Source organism: Paenarthrobacter sp. PH39-S1, assembly GCF_030063245.1.
GTDB lineage: Bacteria > Actinomycetota > Actinomycetes > Actinomycetales > Micrococcaceae > Arthrobacter_M.
Map to the genome: position 1 here is coordinate 88,585 of NZ_JASISR010000012.1, position 23,694 is coordinate 112,278.

Sequence of the window (23,694 nt, forward strand, 5' to 3'; positions counted from 1 at the left end):
GCACAGAACCGCCCGCAGATTTACTTGTGGAAATTATATGACAGCATTCACAGATGTTCTAACGGACACCAAGTGCCAGCTGACACCGCTGGAGCGACGGCGGATGCTCTTGATTCCATCGGCCGCGCCAGTTGTTCCCACGTCATCGTGGTACGGACCATTCCGGGCGATAACCCGGTGCTGTCAGCGCTTTCCCTCAGTACCGGCAGGCCAGCTGGATGATCCGCCCTGTCCCGGCACTTTGGTACCGGCGATTTTCTCCCCGCCGGTACCCGCGAGATTATCACGCGCTGGGGTCTCTTCGCCGCTGCTGGACAAGTTGTCCGCATTCTGGACAGGTGCGGCACCGTCGGTACCGGCCCTGCCGGCGGCGGCCCCGGTCCCGGCGTCGTCGTCCGCTGTACCGGACCTGCCGTCGTCCTCGGTACCGGGCCCGCCGCCGTCGTCCTCGGTACCGGGCCCGCCGCCGTCTTCCCCGGTCCTGGAGCGTTTACTGCCCGCGAGCAGCACCGAGTCATTATCCGGCTTGGCCTTGGCAAATGTCAGGGCCAGGAAGATCACCGTGGATACCACGAGGACCAGGATGCTGGTCCACACATTCAGCCGTGTGGTGATCCCGAAGAAAGTGATCTGCTCCGCGTCGTCGATGCGCAGCAGCTCGATCCAGACCCGGCCCAGGGTGTAGTACATCGCATAAAGCCAGAACAGCCGTCCGCGGCGGAAATGGAAGCGGCGGTCCAGCAGGAGCAGGAGCGCCACCCCGACCAGGTTCCAGATGGACTCATACAGAAATGTCGGGTGGAACAGCGTATCGGCGGCATATCCGGCCGGGAAGTTAGCGTTGGACGGGTCGACCTGCAACCCCCAGGGCAACGTGGTGGGGGCGCCGAAGAGTTCCTGGTTGAAGTAGTTTCCCCAGCGTCCCAGTGCCTGCGCCAGCAGCAGGCCTGGTGCCGCGGCGTCGACGAACGCGGTCAGCTTGACCCCGGAGCGCCGGCAACCGATCCAGGCGCCCAGTACACCGAGGACGACGGCGCCCCAGATTCCGAGGCCGCCGAGCCAGATCTGCGGAATCAGCCAGAGGTTTCCTGTGCCGTCGAAGTGCGGGCCGAAGTATGCGTCCGGGGAGGAAAAGACGTGATAGAGCCGGCCGCCGATGATGCCGAAGGGGATGGCCCAGATGGCGATGTCCCAAATGGACCCTACCGGCGCGTGCCGTCGGGTCCAGCGGATGTGCGTCAGGACCGTCGCCGCGATGATGCCGACCAGGATGCACAGCGCGTAGGCGTGGATCCGGAGGGTTCCCATCGGGAGCGGAATATCGAATCCGGACCAGCCCGGGGCCGGAATGCTGGCCGGCAGCGCCGTCAGAGCGGTCTCAAACGCATTTCTCATCGGGTCAGTCAGCTTCCGTGCCGGCGGGCCGCAGCCCGGAACTCAGTTCTTTGGTCAGGTCAGCCAGGGCGGGAACGCCGCCGTCACGCAGGGCGGCCACGAGTGCGGTGCCGACGATGACACCGTCGGCATAGGCTGCGATTTCACGGACCTGGTCCGCGGTGCTCACGCCCAGGCCGACGCAGACCCGGTCCGCTCCCGCCGCGAGGGTGTTCGCCACCAGTTTCTCCGCGCTGCTGCTCACGGCCGTCCGGGTGCCGGTGACGCCCATGATTGAGACGGCGTAGACAAAGCCGCGGCTTGCCGCGACGGTGCGGGTTAGCCGTTCGGGTGTGGAGGACGGTGCCACCAGGAAGACGCGGTCCAGCCCGTACTTGTCCGAGGCGGCCAGCCATTCGGCGGCCTCGTCCGGTATGAGGTCGGGCGTAATCAGACCCGCTCCCCCGGCATCGGCCAGCCGGCGGGCAAACTCGTCCACGCCCAGGCGCAGGACGGGGTTCCAGTAGGTCATCACCAGCACGGCGGCGTCGGTGGCCGCCGTAATGGCCGCGACGATGTCAAAGACACTGGAAACGCGGAAACCGTTGGCGATGGCCTCGGTGGTCGCCGCCTGGATCACGGCACCGTCCATCACCGGATCGGAGTACGGGATGCCGATTTCGATAAGGTCCGCACCGTTGCGTGCCAGCGCGATGCCGGCATCGATGGTGCTCTGCACGTCCGGGTAGCCTGCGGGGATGTAGCAGATCAGCGCGGCGCGGCCCTGTGCCCTGGCGCGGTCAATGGCGGCGGCGCTCTTGCTTCCGGCCCTCAGATCCATGCTCATTCTCCAGTCCATCCGTGGGCTTCGTCCTCGCCGGCGTCATTACGGGGCGATCCGGCGTCGGGCCCGGCATCGGTTGCCCGGTTGACCGCTTCCACCGCGGCCTCCGCCGCGGTGGAGGCATCCAGCAGGTCGAACCAGGCCGCAGCTGTCTCCACGTCCTTGTCCCCCCGCCCGGACAGGTTGACCACGATGATGGTCTCCTCCGCATTATTTGTGCCGGCCGTCAGCCGCTGGCCGACCTTCATGGCCCCAGCCAGGGCATGGGCGGATTCGATCGCGGGAATGATCCCCTCGGTGCGGCACAGCAGCCGGAAGGCCTCCATCGCCTCGGCGTCGGTGATCGGTTCGTAGCTGACCCGGCCGATGTCGGCGAGATAGGCATGTTCGGGACCCACGCCCGGATAGTCCAGGCCGGCGGAGATGGAGTGCGATTCGATGGTCTGACCGTCGTCGTCCTGCATCAGGTACGAGCGCGCGCCGTGCAGCACGCCGGGCCGGCCGAGGGTAATGGTGGCGGCGTGGCGTCCCGATTCAACGCCCTCGCCGCCGGCCTCAAAGCCGTAGATCTTCACGTCAGGGTCGTCGAGGAAGCCGTGGAATATGCCGATCGCGTTGGAGCCGCCGCCGATGCAGGCGCAGACGGCGTCGGGCAACCGGCCGGTCTGCTCCAGGATCTGCCCGCGGGCCTCCTCGCCGATCACCTCGTGGAAGAACCTGACCATGGCGGGGAACGGGTGCGCACCGGCTGCCGTGCCGAGCAGGTAGTGCGTGGTGTCGACGTTGGCAACCCAGTCGCGGAGCGCATCGTTGATGGCGTCCTTCAAAGTCTGGGAACCGTTGGTCACCGGGACGACGGTGGCTCCGAGCAATCGCATCCTCGCCACGTTCAGCGCCTGCCGGCGGCAGTCCTCCGCCCCCATGTAGACGACGCATTCGAGCCCCAACAGGGCCGCCGCCGTCGCACTGGCCACGCCGTGCTGGCCGGCGCCGGTTTCCGCGATCACCCGCGTCTTGCCCATCCGCTGGGCCAACAGCGCCTGCCCGATCACATTGTTGATCTTGTGCGAGCCGGTGTGGTTCAGGTCTTCACGCTTGAGGAAGACCCGGGCCCCGCCGGCATGGGCGGCGAAGCGCTTCGCCTCGGTCAGCAGCGAGGGCCGGCCGGAATAGTTCTTGTTCAGGTCCGCGATCCGGGCCAGAAAATCGGGGTCGATCTTGGCCTTCTCGAAGGTGTCTTCCAGCTCATCGAGGGCGGCGATCAGGGATTCGGGCATCCAGCGGCCGCCGTAGCTGCCGAAGTAAGGCCCGGGCGCATGGCGCAGGCTCTCGTGTCCGGGACCCGTTCCCTTTGCTCCGCTGAGAAACGCATCGGCTGGCCCGTCCTGGGCCGAAGCTGCCGGCGTAGTGGCCATCGTTCCCACCATCCTGTTCTAAAAGTAAGTGCGTGTGAATGTCATCGGTCCGGAGGTGCGAGGAGGCCGGGCATGGGGGGGTACCGGCCGGCTAGCGGACGGCCTCGTCGGCGCTGGCCAGGCCCGCGGCGCTGACGGCCGCGGCACCGGCCGCGGTGAACGCGCCGATCCGTTCCCGCGGGGCGGCATCGCTGACCAGCGCCTCGCCGACCAGCACGGCGTTGGCCCCATGCGACGCATAGTGGCGGACGTCGTCGGTATTACGGACACCCGATTCCGCCACGATGATGGCGCCGGCCGGAATGAGCCCGGCCAGCGCGCCGAACACGGAGCGGTCCACGTCCAGCGTTTTGAGGTTGCGGACATTCACGCCGATGATCCGCGCCCCGGCGGCCACGGCGCGCCGGACTTCCTCGCTGGTATGGGTTTCCACCAGCACGTTCATGCCCAGCTCATGGCCCAGCGCCAGGAATTCGCTCAGTTCACCGTCGGTCAGGGCAGCGACGATCAGCAGGATCAGATCCGCCCCGTGCGCCCGCGCTTCCCAGATCTGGTACGGGTCGCAGGTGAAATCCTTGCGCAGCAGTGGGATGTTGACGGCGGCACGCACCGCATCGAGATCCGCCAGCGAGCCACCGAACCGGCGCTGTTCGGTGAGCACGCTGATCACCGCGGCGCCGCCGTCGGCATAGCTGCGCGCCAAGGACGCCGGATCCGCAATCTCGGCCAGCGCCCCCTTGGACGGGCTGCGGCGCTTGACCTCGGCGATGATTTTCAGGGCGGCGCGCGGGGAATCGTCTCCGCCCAGTGCGGCCCACGCGTCCAGCGCCGGCGGCCGGGACGCAATCAGCTCCTGCAGCCGTCCCAGACCGACCACCTGCCGGCGCGCCTGGAGATCCTCCCGGACTCCGGCGATGATGTCGTCGAGAACGCTCATGCCTAGTGGCCGTCGTTCTTGAGCTTGCTGCCTCCGACACCATAGCCGGCAGCACGCATGCCGTATCCGACGCCCAGTCCGAGCACCATGATCACAACGCCGACAATGAACAGCACGGTGGCTTCCTTGCCCAGGACGAAGCCAACACAGCTGATGGCGGCGCCCACCAGCATGACGGCAACCGTGGTCCACGCTGCGGGGCTGTTGCCGTGGCCCACTTCAATGGAATGATCCACGTCCTGCGTCGCTGCGGCGGTCTCGCCCGTGCTGGCGCTGTTGTTGCTCATGCTAAATCTCCCTCACGCTGAATCTCCCCGAAATGGATACTGCCTACATTCTGCCATTAGTTCCCCCGCCCGGTTCCCAGGCCGCGGCCCCCGCGTCATCTCAGGATGTGGGGTCGTCGCCGCGGCTGAGCTGATCCCAGCTGTCGATGTCATCCAGCGGCTCGGCATGCTCCGGGCCGGCAGCTGTCCTGCCGTCCGTTTCCAGGCTGCCCCCTGCCGTCCCGTGGGACGTTTCCAGGCCACCTGCCGTTCCGCCGGCGGTATTCGCTGCGGCTGCGCCGGTTCCGGTTCCCGCTGCTGCCCGGCCGGCGGCGGCGTCGTATTTGGTCCGCTGGTTCCAGGACCGGCCCAGCCAGGCGATCAGCACGGCGGCAAAACCGAGAACGACGGCGGCCGCGACGGCTATCAGCGGGAACACCGTCGTCGTGACGTCGGAATTTTGGCCGGTAACGCCGGTGGCCGTGCCGACCGGGCCGGCCGCCGCTGCCTGCGGGTTGAGCACGACGGCGAGCGCGGAGACCACGATGCCGGCGGCACCAAGGAAGATGATGATGGCGGCCACCACCCGGGAAATCCGCCCGGCGATGGATGCCGCCAGTGCACCTGCCAAGGCCACAAGCGCCAAGGCGGTCACCGCCGTCGCCGCCTTACTGCCGGGAACGTTCAGGTCTGCCTGCTGCACCACGCCTTCGCCAAGTTTCACCTGCACCCAGGTCTGCGTCGTGCTGCCAAACACCACCAGCGCGCCGACCACTGCGAGCATAATCAGGGTGGACTTGCGTCTGAACCGCCCGCTGCCTTGGTTTCCGGGCCGCTTGCGGTTGGGCGGCCTACGGTTGGGCCGCATGCCGCTTTCGGGCCCGAAGTGGACGGGGTTATTCCCAGCTGTTTCACTCATGAGCGGAGTCCGTGCGCGGTGTTGAACGCGGCGTGGCTGAAGTCCGCGGCGATGGTCTGCAGCGAGGAGGCGGCGTGCACTGCGCGCAGCGGCGCCGCGGCCTTGTTCACCGATTCCTGCGCCTCGGTGGCATTGTCCGAATCCGCCACGATTCCGCCACCGGATTGGACATACGCCCGTCCGTCACGCAGCAGGGCGGAACGGATGGCGATCGCCATGTCCATGTCGCCGGCGAAGTCCAAGTACCCCACCACTCCGCCGTAAATGCCGCGGCGGTGCGGCTCCAGTTCATCGAGCAACCGCAGCGCCCGCGGCTTGGGCGCCCCGGAGAGCGTTCCGGCCGGGAAGGTCGCGGCCAGCACGTCGTAGGCCGTCCGTTCCGGGTCGAGACGGCCGACGACGGTGGAGACCAGGTGCATGATGTGGCTGAATTTCTCCACCTCCATGAACTGCGTGACGTCCACGGTGCCGGGCACGCAGACCTTGGAAATGTCGTTCCGGGCCAGATCCACCAGCATCAGATGCTCGGCACGCTCCTTGGCATCCGCCAGAAGTTCTTCGGCCATAACCTTGTCCGCCTCGACCGTCCTGCCACGCGGCCGTGAACCGGCGATCGGGTGCGTAATGACCTCGTCCCCGGTCACCGTGACCAGTGATTCCGGCGACGAGCCGACGATGGAGAAGGCCCGGCCCTTGGCATCCTCGAAGCTGAAGAGGTACATATACGGGCTCGGATTGGTGTTGCGCAGCACCCGGTACACATCCAGCGCGGAGGCGCCGCATGCCATCTCGAAGCGGCGCGAGATGACCACCTGGAAGACCTCGCCCTCCACGATGGCCTCCTTGCCGCGGTCAATGGCGGCCAGGTAGTCCGTCTCGGCCCAGCTCTGCTGGACCCCGTCCGCGAACGGGACCGCATCCTGCGTGTTCATCACCGAGACGGGCTGCAGCACCGGGGTGCTGATCCGCTGGAGCAACACGTTCACCCGGGCCACGGCGTCGTGCCAGGCCTCGTCCACCCGGTCGGTGGTGCCGTCGTAGTTGATCGCATTCGCAATCAGCATCACGGTGCCCTCGGCGTTGTCGTGCACCGCCATGTCCGCGACCAGATTCAGGGCCAGCTCGGGCAGGTGAAGGTCATCGTCCGGCGGCGAGACCAGTTTCTCCCAGTGCCGGACGGATTCCCAGCCCACAAACCCCACCAGCCCGGAGGTGAACGGCGGCAGCCCCTCAAACCGCTCGGTGCGCAATTCCTCGATGGTCGCCCGCACGGCTTCCACCGGGTTGCCATCCAGCGGGACGCCCACGGGAGCGTCCCCCAGCCAGCAGGCGGCGCCGTCGTCCGTCGTCAAGGTTGCGCGCGAGCGGACGCCGATAAACGAATAGCGCGACCAGACACCGCCCGCGGCTGCCGACTCCATCAGGAAGGTGCCGGGCTCCCCGTCCGCCAGCTTGCGGTACAGCCCGATGGGCGTCTCGGCGTCGGCCAGGACCTTCAGCCGCACCGGGATCACCCGCCGCGTCTGCGCCAGCAGGCGGAATTCGTCAAGGGTCGGGCTGATCACGCCTAGATCCTGCATGGAGTTCATTGACTTTCCGTGAGTAGGGTTGACGCTAAAAAAAGGACCTGACGCCGGCTCAGAGGTGCCGGCCGGAGCTGCCGCACACCGGAAGCGTTTGACGGCGGGCGCACGCTGGTGCGCGTCCGCCGGGTCAGCCGGTGACGGCGCCCAGGTCCCGGCCGTCGAAGCAGCTCCGGGTTCCGGTGTGGCAGGCCGCACCGACCTGATCCACAGCGATCAGCAGTGCGTCGCCGTCGCAGTCGAGCGCGACCGACTTGACCTGCTGCAGGTGGCCGGACGTATCGCCCTTGCGCCAGTACTCCTGCCGGGACCGGGAGTAGAACGTCACCCGACCGGACGTCAGGGTCCGGTGCAGGGCCTCGTCGTCCATCCAGCCCAACATCAGGACCTCACGGGTGTCGAACTGCTGGATGACAGCGGCCACCAGGCCGGCCGGGTCACGCTTAAGCCGGGATGCGATAGGGGCGGGGAGGGCGGATTCCCGGGCTGACCCGGTAATAGTGGTGGAAGAGGACGGGGGGTTCGGCTGCTCAGACATCACCCCAATTCTAGTGCCGCTGGCGTAAGCTGGCGTCACGAGGCAGGTGCCGTCGATTCGATGACGAAATCCGGCGGTTCAAAGTCCATCTGGGAGGGATTGCGTGCTAATTTCACAAGTGATGCATTTTGTAGATCCTTCCCGCGAAGTCCTGGCCGAAACCCTGCTCGCAGCCGGGCCCGACGCCGCCACACTGTGCGCGGGCTGGCGCACCCAAGACCTGGCCGCGCACCTGTACCTGCGCGAACGCAACGCCAGGGTGGGGCTGGGATTGCTGATTAAGGCCTTCAGCAAGGCCTCAGACAAGGCGACGGCTGCCCTTGCCGGGAAATCCGGCACGCCGGAGGCGTACGCCAAACTGGTGGCTGATTTCCGCGCCGGACCTCCTCCGCTCTCCCCGCTCAGGATCAAGGCCCTGGATGAAAGCTCCAACCTGATCGAGTACTTCGTCCACACCGAGGACGTCCGGCGGGCCACAGACCGCTGGGCCCCGCGCGCTCTGGATGACGAATATTCGGATGCGCTTTGGGACGATCTGATCAAGCGCGCGGCCATCCTATACCGCGGCGTGGACCTGGGCATTGTGCTGGTACGGCCGTCCGGACCGCGGCACGTGGCCAAGCGGGCTCCGGTGTCGGTTGCGATCCTGGGCGAGCCCGGTGAGCTGCTGATGCACGCCCACGGCCGGACCGGGCATGCCTTGGTCACCTTCGAAGGACAGCCCGACGCCGTCGCCCTGCTGCAGACGGCCGAAGTCGGTCTCTAACCCACACGCCTCGCCCCGCCCCTCCCAACTGGGTAGCATTTATGGCACTCAAATCGCGTTTTGAGTGCCATAAATGCTACCCAGTTGGGAGGGCAACAGCGGGCCGGCGGGGCTAGCGGACCTCGTAGCCCGCGGCACGGATGGCGGTTTTTACCTGGGCGATGGCGTCGTCGGGACCGAAATGGAAAATCGAGGCCGCCAGCACGGCGTCCGCTCCTGCGGCGACCGCCGGCGGGAAATGCTCCGGTTTGCCGGCCCCGCCCGAAGCGATGATCGGGACCCGTACCGCGGCCCGGACCAGCCGGATGAGCTCCAAGTCGAAGCCTTCCTTGGTGCCGTCGGCATCAATGGAATTGAGCAGAATTTCCCCGACTCCCCGGTCGGCCGCCTCCCGCGCCCAAGCCACCGCATCGATGCCGGTTCCCTGCCGGCCGCCATGGGTGGTCACTTCAAAGCCCGACGGCGTCGACGCTCCGCGGGTGCGCCGGGCGTCGACCGAGAGCACCAGCACCTGCGAACCAAACTGCCGGGTGATCTCATCGATGACGTCAGGCCGGGCAACCGCTGCGGTATTGATGGATGCTTTGTCCGCACCGAAGCGCAGCAGCTTGTCCACCTCGGCGACGCCGCGGACACCCCCGCCCACGGTCAGCGGGATAAAGACTTCCTCCGCAGTCCGGGCAACGACGTCATAGGTCGTCTCGCGGTTGCCCGAGGAAGCGGTCACATCGAGGAACGTCAGTTCGTCGGCCCCTGCCCGGTCGTAACGGTGCGCCAGCTCCACCGGATCGCCGGCATCGCGCAGGCCCTCAAATCTGACGCCCTTGACGACGCGTCCGGCATCGACGTCCAGACAGGGGATAACGCGGATTGCAACACTCATGACTGATCCCTAACGCTGATGAAACTGGCCCTCAACGCCCACAAGTAACGCCCACCAATAGCTCCCACGAGAGGCACCTCAGATTCGGCAAGCGTGGATGCTGCTGACCAGAATTGCTCTGGCACCGAGTTCGTACAGCTCGTCCATGATCCGGTTGGTGTCCTTCTTGGGCACCATCGAACGCACCGCAACCCATTCGGAGTCACGCAGTGGGGAGATCGTCGGGGATTCCAGTCCCGGCGTCAGCGCGGCTGACGTTTCCACCAGATCCTTGCGGATGTCATAGTCCATCAGCACGTAGCGGCGGGCCACCAGCACGCCCTGCAGCCTGCGGATGAGGACATCGAGCCCGGGCGGGGCCTGGACGTCGGCGCGTCCGATCAGCAGGGCTTCGGACTTCATGATGGGATCGCCGAACACTTCCATCCCCGCAGCCTTGAGCGTGCTTCCGGTTTCCACGACGTCGGCAATGGCATCGGCCACGCCCAGCCGTACGGATGATTCGACCGCACCATCGAGCCGGACCACCGTGGCGGCGATGCCCTCCCCGGAAAGGTAGCGGCGCAGCAATGCATCGTAGCTGGTGGCCAACCGCTTGCCCTGCAGCTGGGCCAGCTGGGAAAACTGTCCCGCCGGTCCCGCGAAGCGAAAGGTGGAAACCGCGAAACCAAGCGGCAGCAGCTCCTCCGCATCCACCTCCGCGTCCAGCAGCAGATCGCGCCCGGTAATTCCGACGTCGAGTGTTCCGGCGCCTACGTAGACGGCAATGTCCCGGGGACGCAGGAAGAAGAATTCGACGTCGTTTTCCGGGTCAACCATGACCAGCTCCCGCGGGTCACGGCGCTGTAGGTAGCCGGCCTCGGCCAGCATGGCGGAGGCGGCTTCGGACAGGGAGCCTTTATTGGGGACGGCAACTCTAAGCATGGCAAGAGATCTTTCGCATCTGGTTCACGTGATCTGCGCACGTGTGGTGGTCAGGGAGGTCTAGCGGTCCGGCCACGGCGCCTGCTGTCTCAGCATGGGCTGCTCCGGTCGTTCGGAGGCGGCAACCCGTGAGCGCGGCGGGTGGCTAGAGATGCTTGTAGACGTCGTCCAGAGTCAGACCCTTGGCGATCATCAGCACCTGCAGGTGGTACAGCAGCTGGGAAATTTCCTGGGCAGTATTACTGTCCGATTCGTATTCGGCGGCCATCCAGACCTCGGCAGCTTCTTCCACAACCTTCTTGCCGATGCCGTGCACACCCGATTCGAGTTCGGTGACGGTGCGGGAGCCGGCCGGCCGCTGGAGCGCCTTGTCGCTGAGCTCAACAAAGAGCGTTTCGAAAGTCTTCACACCCTCTAGACTACTTGTCTTGCCGGGCTGCCCCTGATTCGGCGCCGGAGTATGAACAAAGTCACCGCTCCGCATTCCTTGCCGGCTCCGCTACCGGGCCGCCGCGCTCATCAGCGTCCGGCAAACAGCAGCGCCGTGGTTAACGCCGCCGTCGTCGCCTCATGTCCTTTATCCTCGCTGGAGCCGGGCAGACCAGCGCGCGCCCGGGCCTGCTCCTCGTTGTCACAAGTGAGCACGCCAAAGCCGATCGGGACGCCCGTGCGGACACTGACGTCTGTCAGGCCAAGGGTCGCGGCCTGACAGACGTAGTCAAAGTGCGGTGTGCCGCCGCGGATCACGACACCAAGGGCGACGACGGCGTCATGCTCCGCTGCCAGCCGGGCGGCGGCGACGGGCAGTTCAAAGCTCCCGGGGACACGCAGCACGGTGGGTGCGTCGATGCCCGCCTCCGCCGCGGCCCGGAGCGCGCCCGCCAGCAGCCCGTCCATGACCTCCGTATGCCAGCTGGCCGCCACAATGGCAAGCCGCAATGCAGAGGCCCTCTCTTTGTCCTGCTTGCTGAACCCGATCGTGGGTGCTCCGTGGCCGCTCATTGTCGTTTACCTTTCGTTGCCGGCGTGGTCGTTGGGGTCTTCGCCGATGTTGGTCCCGCCGTGCTGGCTGCCGTGATGGTGGGTGTTTTTGCTGCCGTGCCGGTGCTGGCTGCACCCGCGTGGTCCGGCAGAATGAGGATGTGGTTCATGCGGTCCCGCTTCGTTTCCAGATAGCGGACATTCTGCTCCCGGGACGGAACCTCGGTGGGCACCATTTCCGTGACCTCGATGCCGAGGGCGGCCAGCTGGCTCTGTTTGAGCGGGTTGTTGCTCATCAGCCGGATGCGATGCAGCCCCAGTTCCGCCAGAATCGCCGCCGCGGCCGCATAGTCCCGCGAATCGACCGGCAATCCTAGCTGTTCATTCGCCTCGACGGTGTCGGCGCCGGCTTCCTGCAGTGCGTAGGCACGAAGCTTGTTGGCCAGACCGATCCCGCGGCCCTCGTGGCCGCGCAGGTAGATCAACGTCCCGCCGCCGGCATGGATCATCTGCAGCGCGTAGGCCAGCTGCTCCCCGCAGTCACAGCGGTAGGAGCCAAAAACATCCCCGGTCAGGCATTCCGAGTGGAGCCGGACCAGCGGTGCCGCCCCGGCCCTGACAGCGGATTGCGGTGTCCCGTCCGGCTGCGGTGTCCGGGCCGCCTGTTGTGTAGCGCCCGGCGCGGCAGCGCTGACGGTGAGATGTTCGGCGCCCGTGGTGCCATCGATCCACGCCTGTGCCAGGAATTCGCCGAAGACGGTCGGCAGCTGAACCAACGGCCCCGCACTCACCGGGCGCGTGCCCGTACCGGGCTCCGGCACGGCTCCCGTCCCGGACTCTGGCACGGCTCCCGTCCCGGACTCCGGTCCGATTCCGGTCCCGGCACCGGGCATCATGACGCCCCCGGGGATGCGGGGGCATCGGCCGCCGGTGGGCCCAGATAGGTCACCAGATCCTCGATGGAAATGAGCAGCAGACCGTGTTCATCCGCGAACGTTCGCAGACCGCCCAACCGCAGCATTTCGCCGTCGTCGTTCACGACCTCCGCAATGATCCCCACGGGCTCGCAGCCGGCCAGACGGCACAGCTCGACGGCGGCTTCCGTATGCCCGGGACGCTGCCGGACACCACCGGCCACCGCCCGCAGCGGAAACATGTGCCCGGGCCGGGTCAACTGGACCGGGACGGCGGCCGGGTCGGACAGCACGCGAGCCGTGCGCGAACGGTCGGTGGCACTGATGCCCGTCGTGATCCCCACCGCGGCGTCGCAGGAAACCGTATAGGCGGTACCCTTGGCGTCCTGATTGACCGCCACCATCGGCGGGAGCGCCAGCGCGTCCGCACGGTCGTGGCCCAGCGGCACGCAGATCACGCCGGAGCTGTGCCGGATGGTCCAGCCCATCAGCGCGGGGGTGCTGTGCTGGGCGGCGAAAATGATGTCACCCTCGTTCTCGCGGTCCTCGTCATCCACCACCAGCACGGGCCTGCCCGCGGCGATGGCAGCGACGGCGTCCTGCACCGTGTCCAGGACAGTGGCCTGGCCCTGCCCGGTCATTTGCCCTGCTCCGCGGTGACGGGGGCAAAAGCGAGCAGCCGCGCGGTGTATTTCGCCAGCACATCGACCTCCAGATTGACGGCGGACCCCCGCCGTTTGGCGCCCAGCCCCGTTTCGGTCAGTGTGGTGGGGATCAGCCCCACCTCGAACCATGGGCTGGCCTGCGCAGCGTCGCTGACCGCCGTCACGGTGAGGGAAACGCCGTCGACGGCGATGGAACCCTTTTCCGCGATGTACCGAGCCAGCGGCTCGGGAACAGCAAAGCGCAGGCGCTCCCAGTTGCCGAGGTTTTCGCGTTCGAGCAGTTCGCCGACGCCGTCCACATGTCCTTGGACAACGTGGCCGTCAAGCCGGCCGCCCGCCGGCACACAGCGTTCCAGATTGACTCCGTCCCCGGGCGCCAGCAGTCCGGTGGTGGTCCGCTCCAGCGTCTCGCCCATTACATCGACACTGATCTCCCCGCTGCCGATGGCCGTTGCGGTCAGACAGACCCCGTTGACCGCGATCGAACCGCCCAGCCCGAGGCCCTCGAGGGATGAATCCGCGCTCAGGACCAGGGTGGCGCTGGCACCGTCAGGCGCATGGACCAGCGACTCGACGCGGCCCTGCTCGGCGATGATTCCGGTGAACATTTCAGTTTCCTCCTGTGGTTCCGGCGGCAAATGGTGCCGCGGGTGTTAGTCGAAGTTTCAGATCCGGTCCCAGCACGGTGACGGGACCTCCGCCTGCCGGGTCCCAGGCCCACTGCTGGGCGTCCGCCAGGGTGCCGATGCCCAGATCCCCGAGCGCGGGGACGCCGGAGCCCAGCAGGGTGGGTGCCAGGTAGATAATGAGCTCATCCACCAGCCCGGCAGCGAGAAAGGCGCCGCTGATCCGCGACCCGCCTTCCACCATGAGGTGCCGGACATTGCCGGCGAACAAGGTGCCGGCAGCGGCCAGCGGATCACGGGTGCGCAGCTGCAGGTAACCGGCATTAGATGCGATGTCGCCGGCATCCGAGCCATGCACCCCATTCGTCCCGCGGACAGCGGCATCCGCCGGGATGTCCCGCAGCCCCATCACGACCCGCAGCGGCTGCCGCATGGACTCCGATCCGTCCGGTTCGCGGGCCGTCAGCCGCGGGTTGTCCACCAGGATCGTTTCGGTGCCGACCAGAATCGCATCAATCAGGCGGCGGATCCCATGGTTGTCGGCTCGCGCGGCGGTCGAGGTGATCCACTGGCTGGTCCCATCGGCGGCCGCAATCCGGCCATCCAGCGTCTGAGCCAGATGGAGGGTGATAAACGGCCTGCTGTCCCGGACGGAGGCGAACCAGCGGCGGTTAAGCGCGAAGGCTTCATCCGCCCGCAGCCCGCCGTGGACGTTAACTCCCGCCTCGCGCAGCCGGCGCGCTCCCCCCGCCGCGGGCTGGTGCGGATCGTCGACGGCGTAGCTCACCCGGCCTATTCCCGCATCGATAATGGCCTGCGCGCAGGGCCCGGTCCGACCAACGTGGTTACACGGTTCCAGCGTCACGACCATGGTGGCAGCTGCCAGTTTGCCGGTCAGCTCCGCTGGAACCCGCGCCAGCGCATCCACCTCCGCATGGGCTGTCCCGGCGCCGCGGTGGTGCCCCACGGAGAGGATCTTGCCCGCGGCGTCGAGCACTACCGCGCCCACCAGCGGGTTGGCACCCCGAACACCCAGGGCAGCGCCGGCCAGTGCGGTGTCCATCGCCAGCGATTCCGACTGCGTCCAGCCATTGCCCGCACCCCTGTCGACCGTGCCGCCGCTGACCTGGGAATCGGGGGAATCGCTCATCGGTACACCTTCGGGTCAGGAAATGCCGTTTCCACCGTGACGCGTTCGGCGTTCCGGTTGCGGACCCGCCACCAGATGAAGAACCCGGTGAGGGTGAATGCTCCGTAGAAGATGTACATGAAGGCGGAGGCGTAGTAGCCGGCACCAAACAGAAGTGGTACGCCAACAACGTCGACCGCGACCCAGACCAGCCAGAACTCGACCCAGCCCTTGGCCATTCCGAAGGTCGCCAGCAGGGAACCCATGAAGATCCAGGCGTCCGCCCAAACGGGAGCGTAGGAACCCAACGTGCTGAAGATCGGCGTCAGCACCGCCGTGCCGCCGATCATGGCAATGACCAATGCCAGCCGGACTCTGCTGGATGCCCATTTGGGTTCGACGGCGGCTCCGTTGGGGTCGCGCTGGCTTTGCTTCCAGCGGTACCAGCCAAAAATGGAGACGGCGATGAACATCAGCTGCCGGCCGGCCTGGCCCAGCAGGTTGGCGTAGACGGGCGAGCCGAAGACGGAACCCATGAAGACGGTGAAAAGCAGCAGATTACCGACGATGCCGACGGGCCAGGCCCAGACCTTGCGGCGCATTCCACCCAGCGCGCTGGCAAGACCGAAGAGATTGCCCAACACCTCGCGCCACAGCAGGAAGCCGCCGCGCGGAAAATCCAGTTTCGCTTCAAAGAGCCACCGGAGGATGTCCATCGTTACTGCCTTTCCGAAACCACGATGGCTCCGGGGGTAACGACAGAAGACCTAAGCGCGAGCTGCACCGGTGGTGGTGCAGCTATGGCAGGCCAAAACTGTTCGTGCTTCTCCCATCCAGACTTTAACTGTCGGTACCGGAATTTCACCGGTTCAACCGTTTGCTTCCTGCTGCTGCCAGCCGAAAGCGTGCGGGTCGCGGACTATAACCGCCGGTTCGGACTTACACCGACCCCGGAGCACGTAAATACTTACTACATCTTCATTATGACACTGACAACGCCATGCTCGGGACAACTGGTCCGCCCAGGCCGATTGCTGCCCCGGATGACGCTTCCCGGCTGCGCGGTCACGTGCTGCACCGTTCCCTGATCGCGGGCGCCCAACCCGGCGTTCAGCCCGGTGTTCCGTCCAGGGCCAGCTGGCCTTTGGCCCTGAGCGTCTCGATCGCTTTGGCGGGATCGGGGGTGCCGTAGACGGCGGATCCTGCCACGAACATGGTGGCCCCCGCCTCGGCGGCCCGGGTGATGGTCTCCTCGGTGATCCCGCCATCCACCTGGATCGCCACGTCCACCCCGGCTCCCTCGATGGCCTGCTGCGCGCGACGGATCTTCGGCAGGGTCACGTCCAAAAAGGACTGCCCGCCGAAGCCGGGCTCCACCGTCATGATGAGCAGCATGTCCAGCTCCGCCAGCATGTCCAGGTAGGGCTCCACCGGGGTCGCCGGCCGCAAGGCCATGCCCGCCTTGGCTCCGCGGGCGCGCAGCTCCCGCGCCAGCTTGATCGGTGCGTTGGACGCCTCTATGTGGAAAGTCACGGAGGCCAGACCCGCATCGGCGTACGCCGGCGCCCAGCGGTCCACCTCGGCAATCATCAGGTGCGCGTCCAGCGGCACCGGGCTGATCTGCTGGATCCGTTGAACCACGGGCAGCCCGATGGTCAGATTCGGCACAAAGTGATTGTCCATAACATCAACGTGCACAGCGTCGGCGTTGGCAATCCTGCCCAGCTCCGCCTGAAGATTCACAAAATCGGCGGAAAGGATGCTGGGGCTGATACAACAGCGCGCAACAGAACGGTTAGCGGTCATGAGGTGCCTTTCGTGCGGATCAAGCCTTTTTGCGGATCAAGGCCAGGAACATGGCATCCGTGGCATGGATGTGCGGCCAGAGCTGGGCCGTTTTCTCGTGTCCAGAGCCCAGGTTTCCGGTGAGGCTGACGCCGTCCAGGACGGCGCCGGCGTCGAGCAGCTCCAGGTCCTCACGCTTGCGCAATGCATCGACGACGACGGCATTGGTCTCCGCCGGGTGCGGGGAGCAGGTTGCGTAGGCCACCACGCCGCCGGGACGCACCGCTTTAAGGGCCGAAGCCAACAGTTCGCGCTGTAAGGGCCCGAGCTCGCCGACGTCGGAGGGTTTGCGGCGCCAGCGGGATTCCGGCCGCCGGCGCAGCGCACCCAGACCGGTGCAGGGAGCATCCACCAGAATGCGGTCAAAGCCCTCGGGGCGTTGCTCCCCCACCTCGCGGCCGTCACCGATCCGCACAGTCCAAACGTCACGCGGCACCGCGGCCAGCGCCTGCTTCACGAGCTTGGCCCGGTGCGGGGCGGGTTCGTTAGCCAGCAGGGTCGCCCCGCGCTGGCCCGCCATGGCTGCCAGCAACGCGGCCTTGCCGCCCGGGCCGGCGCACAGGTCCAGCCAGCGTTCGCCGTCCGGCTCCAGAGCCGAGCCCTGACGCGGGAGCAGCTCGGCTTCCGCCAGCGCCCGGGCCACCAGCTGCGAGCCGACATCCTGCACGCGGTTGGAGCCGTCCCGGACGCTGGAGAGCCGGCCCGGATCGCCGCCGGACGACAATGCCGAATCGGGTGCCAGCCCACCGGGGGTAAAGCCCTCTTCCATAGCCTCGGAAAGGTCCCCCAGCCCGGGCAGCGCCACCAGGTTCACCACGGGCGCGGCATTGTCGGCCGCCAGCAGCGCGGTGATTTCGCTGACATCCCGACCGTGCGCCACCAGTGACTGGCGCAGCGCCCGGACAATCCATTCCGGGTGCGAATAGGTCAGCGCGGCGATCGCGGACGACTCGGTCTCCCCCTCGGTCAGTGCCGCAATCCACTCGTCCAGGTCCTTCGCGGACACCCGGCGGAGCACCGCGTTGATTAGCGTGGACGGTCCGGCGCCGATGACGGCCCGGGCCAGCCCCACGGTCTGGTCCAGCGCGGCGTGCGCCGGGACCCGCATGGCGAGGAGCTGGTGCACCCCCAATCGCAGGGCGTCGAGCACGGCCGGATCCAGCTGCTCCAGCGGCCGGTCAACGCAGCGCGCCAGGATCGCGTCGTACGTGCCCTGCCCGCGCAGGGCGCCGTAACTGAGTTCGGTGGCAAAACCCGCGTCGCGCTTGTCCAGCCGGTGGTGCCGGATCCGGGACGGGAGGACCAGGTTGGCGTAGGCGTCCTCGCCGGACACAGCACGGAGGACTTCGAAGGCCACCAGGCGGGCGGGATCAGCCTTGCGCGTTCGTTCCGATGGGGTCGAGGCGGTGAAAGACGGTGTGGAGCTGCGGTTGCGTTCGCGCCCCTGCGCGTTCCGCCGGCTGCCGGCGCCCTGGCTCCCGCGGCCATCGTTCTCCCGGCTTCCATGCCCGCCGCCGCGCGGACGCCCCGCATTGTCGTTCGTCACTCAAACACCACGTCTTCCTTATTCGTCAGGCCTCGCGCCCAATCGATTGCCTGCATGGTTTTTTTGCCCGCCGGCTGCACGCGGACCAGCTTCACTGCGTGCGACCCCGTCCCGACCTGGATCGATGTTGGCCCGAAGGCAACCCGGCCCGGCGCCAGATCATGCGTTCCGACGCACAGCTCCACCGGCCCGATTTTGAACCGCGCGCCCTCCAGTGTGGTCCAGCCGCCGGGCTCGTCGGTCACGGCGCGGATGCGCCGTCCGATGGCCAGTGCCGGCTGCGCCCAGTCGATTCGACCGTCGTCGATGGTCAGTTTCGGTGCCAATGTGATGTCCCCGAGCTGCGGTTGTGCCCCGGCGTGCCCAAAATTCAGGGCACTGAGCGTTTGGACGAGCAGCACAGCGCCGCTGCGCGAAAGCCGTACCAGCAGCTCGGAACTGGTGTCTGCGGGCTTAATGGTTTCCGTCAGGGTACCGAAGACCGGCCCGGTGTCCAGACCCGCCTCCAGCTGGAAAGTGGACGCACCGCTTACGTCGTCGCCATGCAGGATGGCGTGCTGAACGGGTGCGGCGCCGCGCCAGGCGGGCAGCAGCGAGAAATGCAGGTTGATCCAGCCCAGCGGCGGAATCGATAGCGCGTCGGCCGGGATCAAGGCACCGTAGGCTACAATCGCCGCCACGTCCGGAGCCAGCCTGGCGATCGCGGCGGAGGCTGCCTCGTCGATCCGCGCGGCCCGGATCACCGGAAGGCCCAGTTCCTCGGCCCGTCGTGCAACAGGCGACGGCGTGAGCACGCGTTTGCGTCCAATCGGGGCATCCGGTCGAGTCAGGACCCCAACGACGTCGAACCCGGCAGTCAGCAGGGCCTCCAGCGAAGGGATGGCGACGTCGGGGGTACCGGCAAATAGGACCCTCATTCGCCGGCGCTAAAGGAGGAGGAGGAGGAGGAGGAGCCTGCGTCCACGGAACGACCCGGGATGCCAGCACCGAAACCCGAGCCGCCAAAACTTGACCCCACGCTGCGGGCCCGTTTCGCCGTCGTCTTTTCCGCCACCTGCTCATAGCTCGCGTCGCGGATGGCGCGCAGGGCCGTTTTACGGTCCTCGCCGTCCAGCCGGTCGACAAACAGAGTCCCGTTTAAATGGTCGGATTCATGCTGAAAACAACGCGCCAGCAGACCCTCACCCTCGATCTCGATGTGGCCCCCGTGGCAATCCACCCCCGTGACACGGGTCCGCAGCGCACGGGGTGCGGCGAATCCCAGGCCCGGAACGGACAGACATCCCTCCAGCCCCGCCGGCTGAAGCTCCATGCTGCTCTCCAGGACCGGGTTGATCACATGGCCGTGTTCCGCACCGATCCGGTAGGTGAAAACGCGTTTGCTCACACCCACTTGGGGAGCCGCCAGCCCTGCGCCGTCGACGTCGTCCATGGTGTCCATCATGTCCTGCACCAGCTTCGCCAGCTCCGGGCCGAACTCAGTGACCGGATCCGCCACGGTCCGTAGCACCGGGTCGCCAATGATGCGGATACTCAGGATGGCCATGCGGAAGGAGCCTCACTTCAGTGCGGGACGGTGGTTGAACGAAATTCTTAGTGCTTTGCCTCCTCAGTCTAGTTGGGCTGCGGTTTTGTTGGGCTGCAGTTTCGCCGGGCTGCAGTTTCGACTGGCCTGCGGCGGCCGGCCCAACCCGAGCGCCATAGCTGGTCTGTTCAGCCGGCCGGCACCGACACTGGCCCGGACGGCGGAGTGGACTGGACCGGAGCCGGCTGGGGCGGAGAAATCGGCAGCAGCGCCGCACCGGCGGCCCGCGCGTCCGCTGCCGTTTTCCACACGGTTCGCAGCGCGGCGAACTTGTACCAATGATATTTGAGCACCTCCGGGTTGGCCCGCAGCGCACGGACCTCCGTCTCCCCGATGGCCACCCCCAGCAGGATGGGATCCTCACCGTAGAGCCATGGCTCCCAGCTCCCGGCACCGGCGTCGACCAGGCCTTCTTCGGCCTTCATCCCTGCCACCAGTTGCATAACCACCTTCTCGTCCAGCGGCTTCACCCCGCCGTTACGGTCCGTTCCCTTGGTCTTGTAATCGATCAGACACAACCTCCCGCCGATCCGCGCCACCAGGTCCAGCGTCCCTGCGTAGCCCACGGAATGGTTCCAGACCGTCACCTCGGGCGCGACAGGTTCTACCTTGTACAGGTCCCACCATTCATCAAAGCGCGCCGCAAACTGTTCCTCGCCGTTTTCCGCCAGCGCGGCCCTCGCCTCCGGCATCCGATGCACCCGGCCCAGCGCCCGCAGCGACACCTGTTCGCAGTATGAGTGAACACGGTCTCCCCGAGCTGCGGCCGCATCCCGAAATCTCTCCGCCGCCTTGGAAGCATCGTTGACCATCCCGCGCAGTTGGGAGGGGTTGGTCAACGCTCCCGGGAGGGCCGGATGCTGGGCCAGTGAATTCGCAGCCATGTACCCGAACCAACCGTCCAGCGTCCCCGACTGCTGGGAAATCACCGTAGTGATGGACGGCATGATGGGCGGTTCCGCTAGGGACCGGGCGTACATCCGGCCGAATTCGGTGGCGTGGGCTAAGGCTGGCTGAGTCATACTTCCACTATTGCATCCGCCACCGACACGAACCCGGACGGCAGAGTCACCGGTAGGTGCACCGGCACCGGTAGCCGGCAGCCGACCGACAGAGACCCGCCAAAACGATCCCGGCCATTGGTGTGATGTTAACCACAGAGTATTCGGCAGTACCCTTGCCTTTTCGGGCGTAGCCTGTGAGGCAGTAGCCAGCGATGGCGCTGGTGTGGAACGAGGAGTCATGTCATGAGAAACAAGCCATGAGCACCGTGCCCAGCCCCATCCCCTCCCACGCTGCTCCTGCGCAGGTAGTGCCTGCAGGGGCGCCCGCTGCGACCCTCCCCTTCGCCGATCCGGCCGCGCTGGGACTGGGTGCCTTCGCTCTGACCACTTTTGTGCTCAGCGTGGTCAACGCCGGCATAATCCCCAAACTCGACGAGCCCGTGGTGCTGGGTTTGGCCCTGTTTTATGGCGGGGCAGCCCAGTTCGCGGCCGGTATTTGGGAATTCGCGAACCGGAATACCTTCGGAGCAACCGCGTTTTGCTCGTACGGGGCCTTCTGGCTCTCCTTCTGGTTCCTGGTCCAGTTCCGGGCCGCCGCGCTGCCGCCTGCGGATGCAGGCAAAGGCATTGGCCTGTATCTACTGGCCTGGGCCATTTTCACCGCCTATATGTCCGTCGCCGCTTCCCGGGTCAGCACAGCGGTCTTCGCCGTCTTCATTTTCCTGACTCTGACCTTCATCGCCCTGGCCATTGGCGCCTTCACCGGCTCCGACTCGCTGACCGTTGTGGGCGGATGGCTCGGCATCGTCACGGCCCTCCTCGCCTGGTACGCCTCACTGGCCGTGGTGACAAACTCCACGTTTAAGCGGTCAGTAATACCGGTAGGGACCCGGTGATTCCGATGCCCGACGCCTCAGGAAAGGCCCCGAATAACCCGGATCGCGGCGGCGACGCAACGCCGGGAAACACCTCTTCCAGGACCGAGACTCTCGCGAACCTGCTGCACGAGCAGCGGCGGTTCCCGCCGTCGTCGGACTTCACCGCGCAGGCCAACGTCACAGCGGAGGCGTACGCCCAAGCGGACGCCGATTATCAGGCGTTCTGGGGACGCCAGGCCGGACGCCTGGCGTGGGCGGAGGAATGGACGAACGTACTGGACTGGTCCAACCCGCCGTTTGCCAAATGGTTTGTCGGCGGCAAGCTCAACGCCGCGTACAACTGCTTGGACCGGCATGTCGAGGCCGGCCGCGGGGACAAGGTCGCCTACTACTTCGAGGGCGAAGGCGGGGACACCCGGACCATCACCTATGCGCAGCTGACGGACATGGTCTGCCAGGCCGCGAACACCCTGACCGGCCTCGGCGTCACAGCCGGTGACCGGGTGGCCATCTACATGCCGATGATCCCGGAGACTGTCGTGGCGATGCTGGCCTGTGCCCGGATCGGCGCGCCGCACACCGTCGTCTTCGGCGGATTCTCCGCGGACGCCCTGCGCACCCGCATCCACGACTGCGACGCACGCGTTGTGATTACCGCCGACGGCGGCTACCGGCGCGGGCAGCCGGCGGGCCTGAAGTCCGCCGTCGACGAAGCGCTGCTGGACTGCCCCGACGTGCGCAGCGTGCTGGTGGTCCGGCGCACCGGCCAGGACGTCGCATGGCAGGACGGGCGCGACATCTGGTGGCACGACTCGGTGGAGCAGGCCAGCACGCACCACGACGCCGAGCCCTTCGACGCCGAACATCCGCTCTACGTCATGTACACCTCCGGCACCACGGGAAAGCCCAAGGGCATCCTGCACACCACCGGCGGCTACCTGACCGGCGCCGCGTACACTCACTGGGCGGTCTTCGATCTCAAGGCGGAGACGGACGTTTTCTGGACGGCTGCGGATATTGGCTGGGTCACCGGGCACAGCTACATCGTCTACGGACCGCTGGCCAACGGCGCAACCTCGGTCCTGTACGAGGGCACACCGGACACCCCGCATCAGGGCCGCTGGTGGGAAATCATCGACAAATACAAGGTCTCGCTGCTGTACTGCGCCCCGACCGCCATCCGGACCTTCATGAAATGGGGAGCACAGATCCCGGACAAGTACAGCTTGGCGAGCCTGCGGCTGATCGGTTCCGTGGGCGAGCCGATCAATCCGGCCGCCTACATCTGGTACCGCGACACGATAGGGCATGGCCGCACTCCCGTGGTGGACACGTGGTGGCAGACGGAGACCGGCTGCATTGTGGTCAGCCCGCTGCCCGGAATCACCGCCGGCAAGCCCGGGGCGGCCATGAAGGCGCTGCCGGGTTTCCAGGTCGACGTGGTGGATGACGAGGGGCAGCCGGTGCCAAACGGCTCCGGCGGGTACCTGGTGCTTACCCGGCCGTGGCCTGCCATGCTGCGCACCATCTGGGGCGACGACGATCGGTACGTGAAGACCTACTGGTCCCGTTTCCCCGGGCTCTACTTTGCCGGCGATGGTGCCAAGAAGGACGACGACGGCGACATCTGGGTATTGGGGCGGGTGGACGATGTGATGAACGTCTCCGGCCACCGGCTCTCCACCACCGAGATCGAGTCCGCCCTGGTCTCCCATCCGATGGTGGCCGAAGCCGCCGTCGTAGGTGCCACCGACGACATGACGGGGCAGGCCGTAGTCGCCTTCGTCATCCTGCGCAGCGAAGCCGGCGACGGTGGCCCGGACATCGTGCAGCAGCTCCGTGCGCACGTGACCAAGGAAATTGGAAAAATGGCCCGACCGCGGCAGATCATGGTGGTGGCCGAGCTGCCGAAAACCCGCTCGGGGAAAATAATGCGGCGGCTATTGAAGGACGTGGCGGAGAACCGCGAGATCGGTGACGTGACCACACTGGCGGATTCCACCGTCATGGAACTGATCCGATCCAGCATGCCGCGAACGGAGTCCGAGTAACGGCCGGGCTGAGCCTGTTGT

25 protein-coding genes and 1 riboswitch are annotated in these 23,694 nt (G+C 66.6%); of the genes, 3 read left to right on the top strand and 22 right to left on the bottom strand.

Going from position 1 to position 23,694, the window contains the following annotated elements; all coding sequences use genetic code 11:
* Positions 1 to 183: 183 nt before the first annotated feature.
* The 8 genes from lgt to hisI form a co-directional block, all read right to left on the bottom strand.
* The gene (gene lgt / locus QMG52_RS09660) at positions 184 to 1,395 is read right to left on the bottom strand and encodes a prolipoprotein diacylglyceryl transferase (protein ID WP_283560199.1); all 1,212 of its coding nucleotides are present in this window, start codon (positions 1,393 to 1,395) and stop codon (positions 184 to 186) included.
* A 4-nt stretch (positions 1,396 to 1,399) separates the two neighbouring features.
* Complete coding sequence (gene trpA / locus QMG52_RS09665) at positions 1,400 to 2,215, bottom strand: tryptophan synthase subunit alpha (RefSeq protein ID WP_283560235.1); 816 nt, start codon at positions 2,213 to 2,215, stop codon at positions 1,400 to 1,402.
* Positions 2,216 to 2,217: 2 nt separating this feature from the next.
* Complete coding sequence (gene trpB / locus QMG52_RS09670) at positions 2,218 to 3,633, bottom strand: tryptophan synthase subunit beta (protein WP_283560200.1); 1,416 nt, start codon at positions 3,631 to 3,633, stop codon at positions 2,218 to 2,220.
* Positions 3,634 to 3,724: 91 nt separating this feature from the next.
* Positions 3,725 to 4,570 carry an indole-3-glycerol phosphate synthase TrpC gene (gene trpC / locus QMG52_RS09675; RefSeq protein WP_283560201.1) on the bottom strand — a complete coding sequence of 282 codons (846 nt, stop codon included), beginning with the start codon at positions 4,568 to 4,570 and terminating at the stop codon, positions 3,725 to 3,727.
* Positions 4,571 to 4,572: 2 nt separating this feature from the next.
* On the bottom strand, positions 4,573 to 4,857 hold the full coding sequence (locus QMG52_RS09680) for an HGxxPAAW family protein (RefSeq protein WP_283560202.1): 285 nt from the start codon (positions 4,855 to 4,857) through the stop codon (positions 4,573 to 4,575).
* A gap of 100 nt (positions 4,858 to 4,957) precedes the next feature.
* Positions 4,958 to 5,755: a Trp biosynthesis-associated membrane protein gene (locus QMG52_RS09685; protein WP_283560203.1), complete on the bottom strand. Its 798-nt coding sequence runs from the start codon at positions 5,753 to 5,755 to the stop codon at positions 4,958 to 4,960.
* A complete protein-coding gene (locus QMG52_RS09690; protein ID WP_283560236.1) occupies positions 5,752 to 7,335 on the bottom strand; it encodes an anthranilate synthase component I in 1,584 nt (527 codons plus the stop codon). The genes QMG52_RS09685 and QMG52_RS09690 overlap by 4 nt, the downstream gene beginning before the upstream one ends.
* A 133-nt stretch (positions 7,336 to 7,468) precedes the next feature.
* Complete coding sequence (gene hisI / locus QMG52_RS09695) at positions 7,469 to 7,876, bottom strand: phosphoribosyl-AMP cyclohydrolase (protein WP_283560204.1); 408 nt, start codon at positions 7,874 to 7,876, stop codon at positions 7,469 to 7,471.
* 121 nt (positions 7,877 to 7,997) lie between these two features.
* Between hisI and QMG52_RS09700 the strand changes: the two genes are divergently transcribed.
* A complete protein-coding gene (locus QMG52_RS09700; protein WP_283560237.1) occupies positions 7,998 to 8,642 on the top strand; it encodes a TIGR03085 family metal-binding protein in 645 nt (214 codons plus the stop codon).
* 112 nt (positions 8,643 to 8,754) lie between these two features.
* On the opposite strand, the gene hisF is transcribed toward QMG52_RS09700, so the two are convergent.
* The 14 genes from hisF to QMG52_RS09770 all read right to left on the bottom strand — a co-directional run bounded on the left by hisF (position 8,755) and on the right by QMG52_RS09770 (position 20,762).
* Positions 8,755 to 9,525 (bottom strand): imidazole glycerol phosphate synthase subunit HisF, encoded by a 771-nt coding sequence (gene hisF / locus QMG52_RS09705; RefSeq protein ID WP_283560205.1) that lies wholly within the window; start codon positions 9,523 to 9,525, stop codon positions 8,755 to 8,757.
* 78 nt (positions 9,526 to 9,603) lie between these two features.
* Entirely contained in the window at positions 9,604 to 10,449 is an 846-nt protein-coding gene (hisG, locus tag QMG52_RS09710) for an ATP phosphoribosyltransferase (RefSeq protein ID WP_283560206.1), read from the bottom strand.
* 145 nt (positions 10,450 to 10,594) lie between these two features.
* On the bottom strand, positions 10,595 to 10,858 hold the full coding sequence (locus QMG52_RS09715; protein ID WP_283560207.1) for a phosphoribosyl-ATP diphosphatase: 264 nt from the start codon (positions 10,856 to 10,858) through the stop codon (positions 10,595 to 10,597).
* Positions 10,859 to 10,968: 110 nt separating this feature from the next.
* Positions 10,969 to 11,451, bottom strand: a complete 483-nt coding sequence (ribH, locus tag QMG52_RS09720) for a 6,7-dimethyl-8-ribityllumazine synthase (protein ID WP_283560208.1) — start codon at positions 11,449 to 11,451, stop codon at positions 10,969 to 10,971.
* Positions 11,448 to 12,326, bottom strand: a complete 879-nt coding sequence (locus tag QMG52_RS09725; RefSeq protein ID WP_283560209.1) for a GTP cyclohydrolase II — start codon at positions 12,324 to 12,326, stop codon at positions 11,448 to 11,450. The genes ribH and QMG52_RS09725 overlap by 4 nt, the downstream gene beginning before the upstream one ends.
* A complete protein-coding gene (gene ribB, locus QMG52_RS09730) occupies positions 12,323 to 12,985 on the bottom strand; it encodes a 3,4-dihydroxy-2-butanone-4-phosphate synthase (RefSeq protein ID WP_283560210.1) in 663 nt (220 codons plus the stop codon). The genes QMG52_RS09725 and ribB overlap by 4 nt, the downstream gene beginning before the upstream one ends.
* Entirely contained in the window at positions 12,982 to 13,617 is a 636-nt protein-coding gene (locus QMG52_RS09735) for a riboflavin synthase (RefSeq protein ID WP_283560211.1), read from the bottom strand. Before QMG52_RS09735 ends, ribB begins: the two co-directional genes overlap by 4 nt.
* A gap of 1 nt (position 13,618) precedes the next feature.
* The gene (gene ribD, locus QMG52_RS09740; RefSeq protein ID WP_502920487.1) at positions 13,619 to 14,785 is read right to left on the bottom strand and encodes a bifunctional diaminohydroxyphosphoribosylaminopyrimidine deaminase/5-amino-6-(5-phosphoribosylamino)uracil reductase RibD; all 1,167 of its coding nucleotides are present in this window, start codon (positions 14,783 to 14,785) and stop codon (positions 13,619 to 13,621) included.
* On the bottom strand, positions 14,782 to 15,480 hold the full coding sequence (gene pnuC / locus QMG52_RS09745; RefSeq protein WP_283560212.1) for a nicotinamide riboside transporter PnuC: 699 nt from the start codon (positions 15,478 to 15,480) through the stop codon (positions 14,782 to 14,784). Before pnuC ends, ribD begins: the two co-directional genes overlap by 4 nt.
* A gap of 101 nt (positions 15,481 to 15,581) precedes the next feature.
* Positions 15,582 to 15,726, bottom strand: a riboswitch (FMN riboswitch).
* 148 nt (positions 15,727 to 15,874) lie between these two features.
* Complete coding sequence (rpe, locus tag QMG52_RS09750; protein ID WP_283560213.1) at positions 15,875 to 16,570, bottom strand: ribulose-phosphate 3-epimerase; 696 nt, start codon at positions 16,568 to 16,570, stop codon at positions 15,875 to 15,877.
* A 19-nt stretch (positions 16,571 to 16,589) separates the two neighbouring features.
* The gene (locus tag QMG52_RS09755; protein WP_283560214.1) at positions 16,590 to 18,155 is read right to left on the bottom strand and encodes an RsmB/NOP family class I SAM-dependent RNA methyltransferase; all 1,566 of its coding nucleotides are present in this window, start codon (positions 18,153 to 18,155) and stop codon (positions 16,590 to 16,592) included.
* Positions 18,152 to 19,072 (bottom strand): methionyl-tRNA formyltransferase, encoded by a 921-nt coding sequence (gene fmt, locus QMG52_RS09760; RefSeq protein WP_283560215.1) that lies wholly within the window; start codon positions 19,070 to 19,072, stop codon positions 18,152 to 18,154. The genes QMG52_RS09755 and fmt overlap by 4 nt, the downstream gene beginning before the upstream one ends.
* A complete protein-coding gene (def, locus tag QMG52_RS09765) occupies positions 19,069 to 19,701 on the bottom strand; it encodes a peptide deformylase (RefSeq protein ID WP_283560216.1) in 633 nt (210 codons plus the stop codon). Before def ends, fmt begins: the two co-directional genes overlap by 4 nt.
* Positions 19,702 to 19,868: 167 nt before the next feature.
* Complete coding sequence (locus QMG52_RS09770; RefSeq protein WP_283560217.1) at positions 19,869 to 20,762, bottom strand: cytochrome; 894 nt, start codon at positions 20,760 to 20,762, stop codon at positions 19,869 to 19,871.
* Positions 20,763 to 21,001: 239 nt separating this feature from the next.
* Between QMG52_RS09770 and QMG52_RS09775 the strand changes: the two genes are divergently transcribed.
* Positions 21,002 to 21,640: an acetate uptake transporter gene (locus QMG52_RS09775; RefSeq protein WP_283560218.1), complete on the top strand. Its 639-nt coding sequence runs from the start codon at positions 21,002 to 21,004 to the stop codon at positions 21,638 to 21,640.
* 5 nt (positions 21,641 to 21,645) lie between these two features.
* Positions 21,646 to 23,673 carry an acetate--CoA ligase gene (gene acs, locus QMG52_RS09780; RefSeq protein ID WP_283560219.1) on the top strand — a complete coding sequence of 676 codons (2,028 nt, stop codon included), beginning with the start codon at positions 21,646 to 21,648 and terminating at the stop codon, positions 23,671 to 23,673.
* Positions 23,674 to 23,694 lie beyond the last annotated feature (21 nt).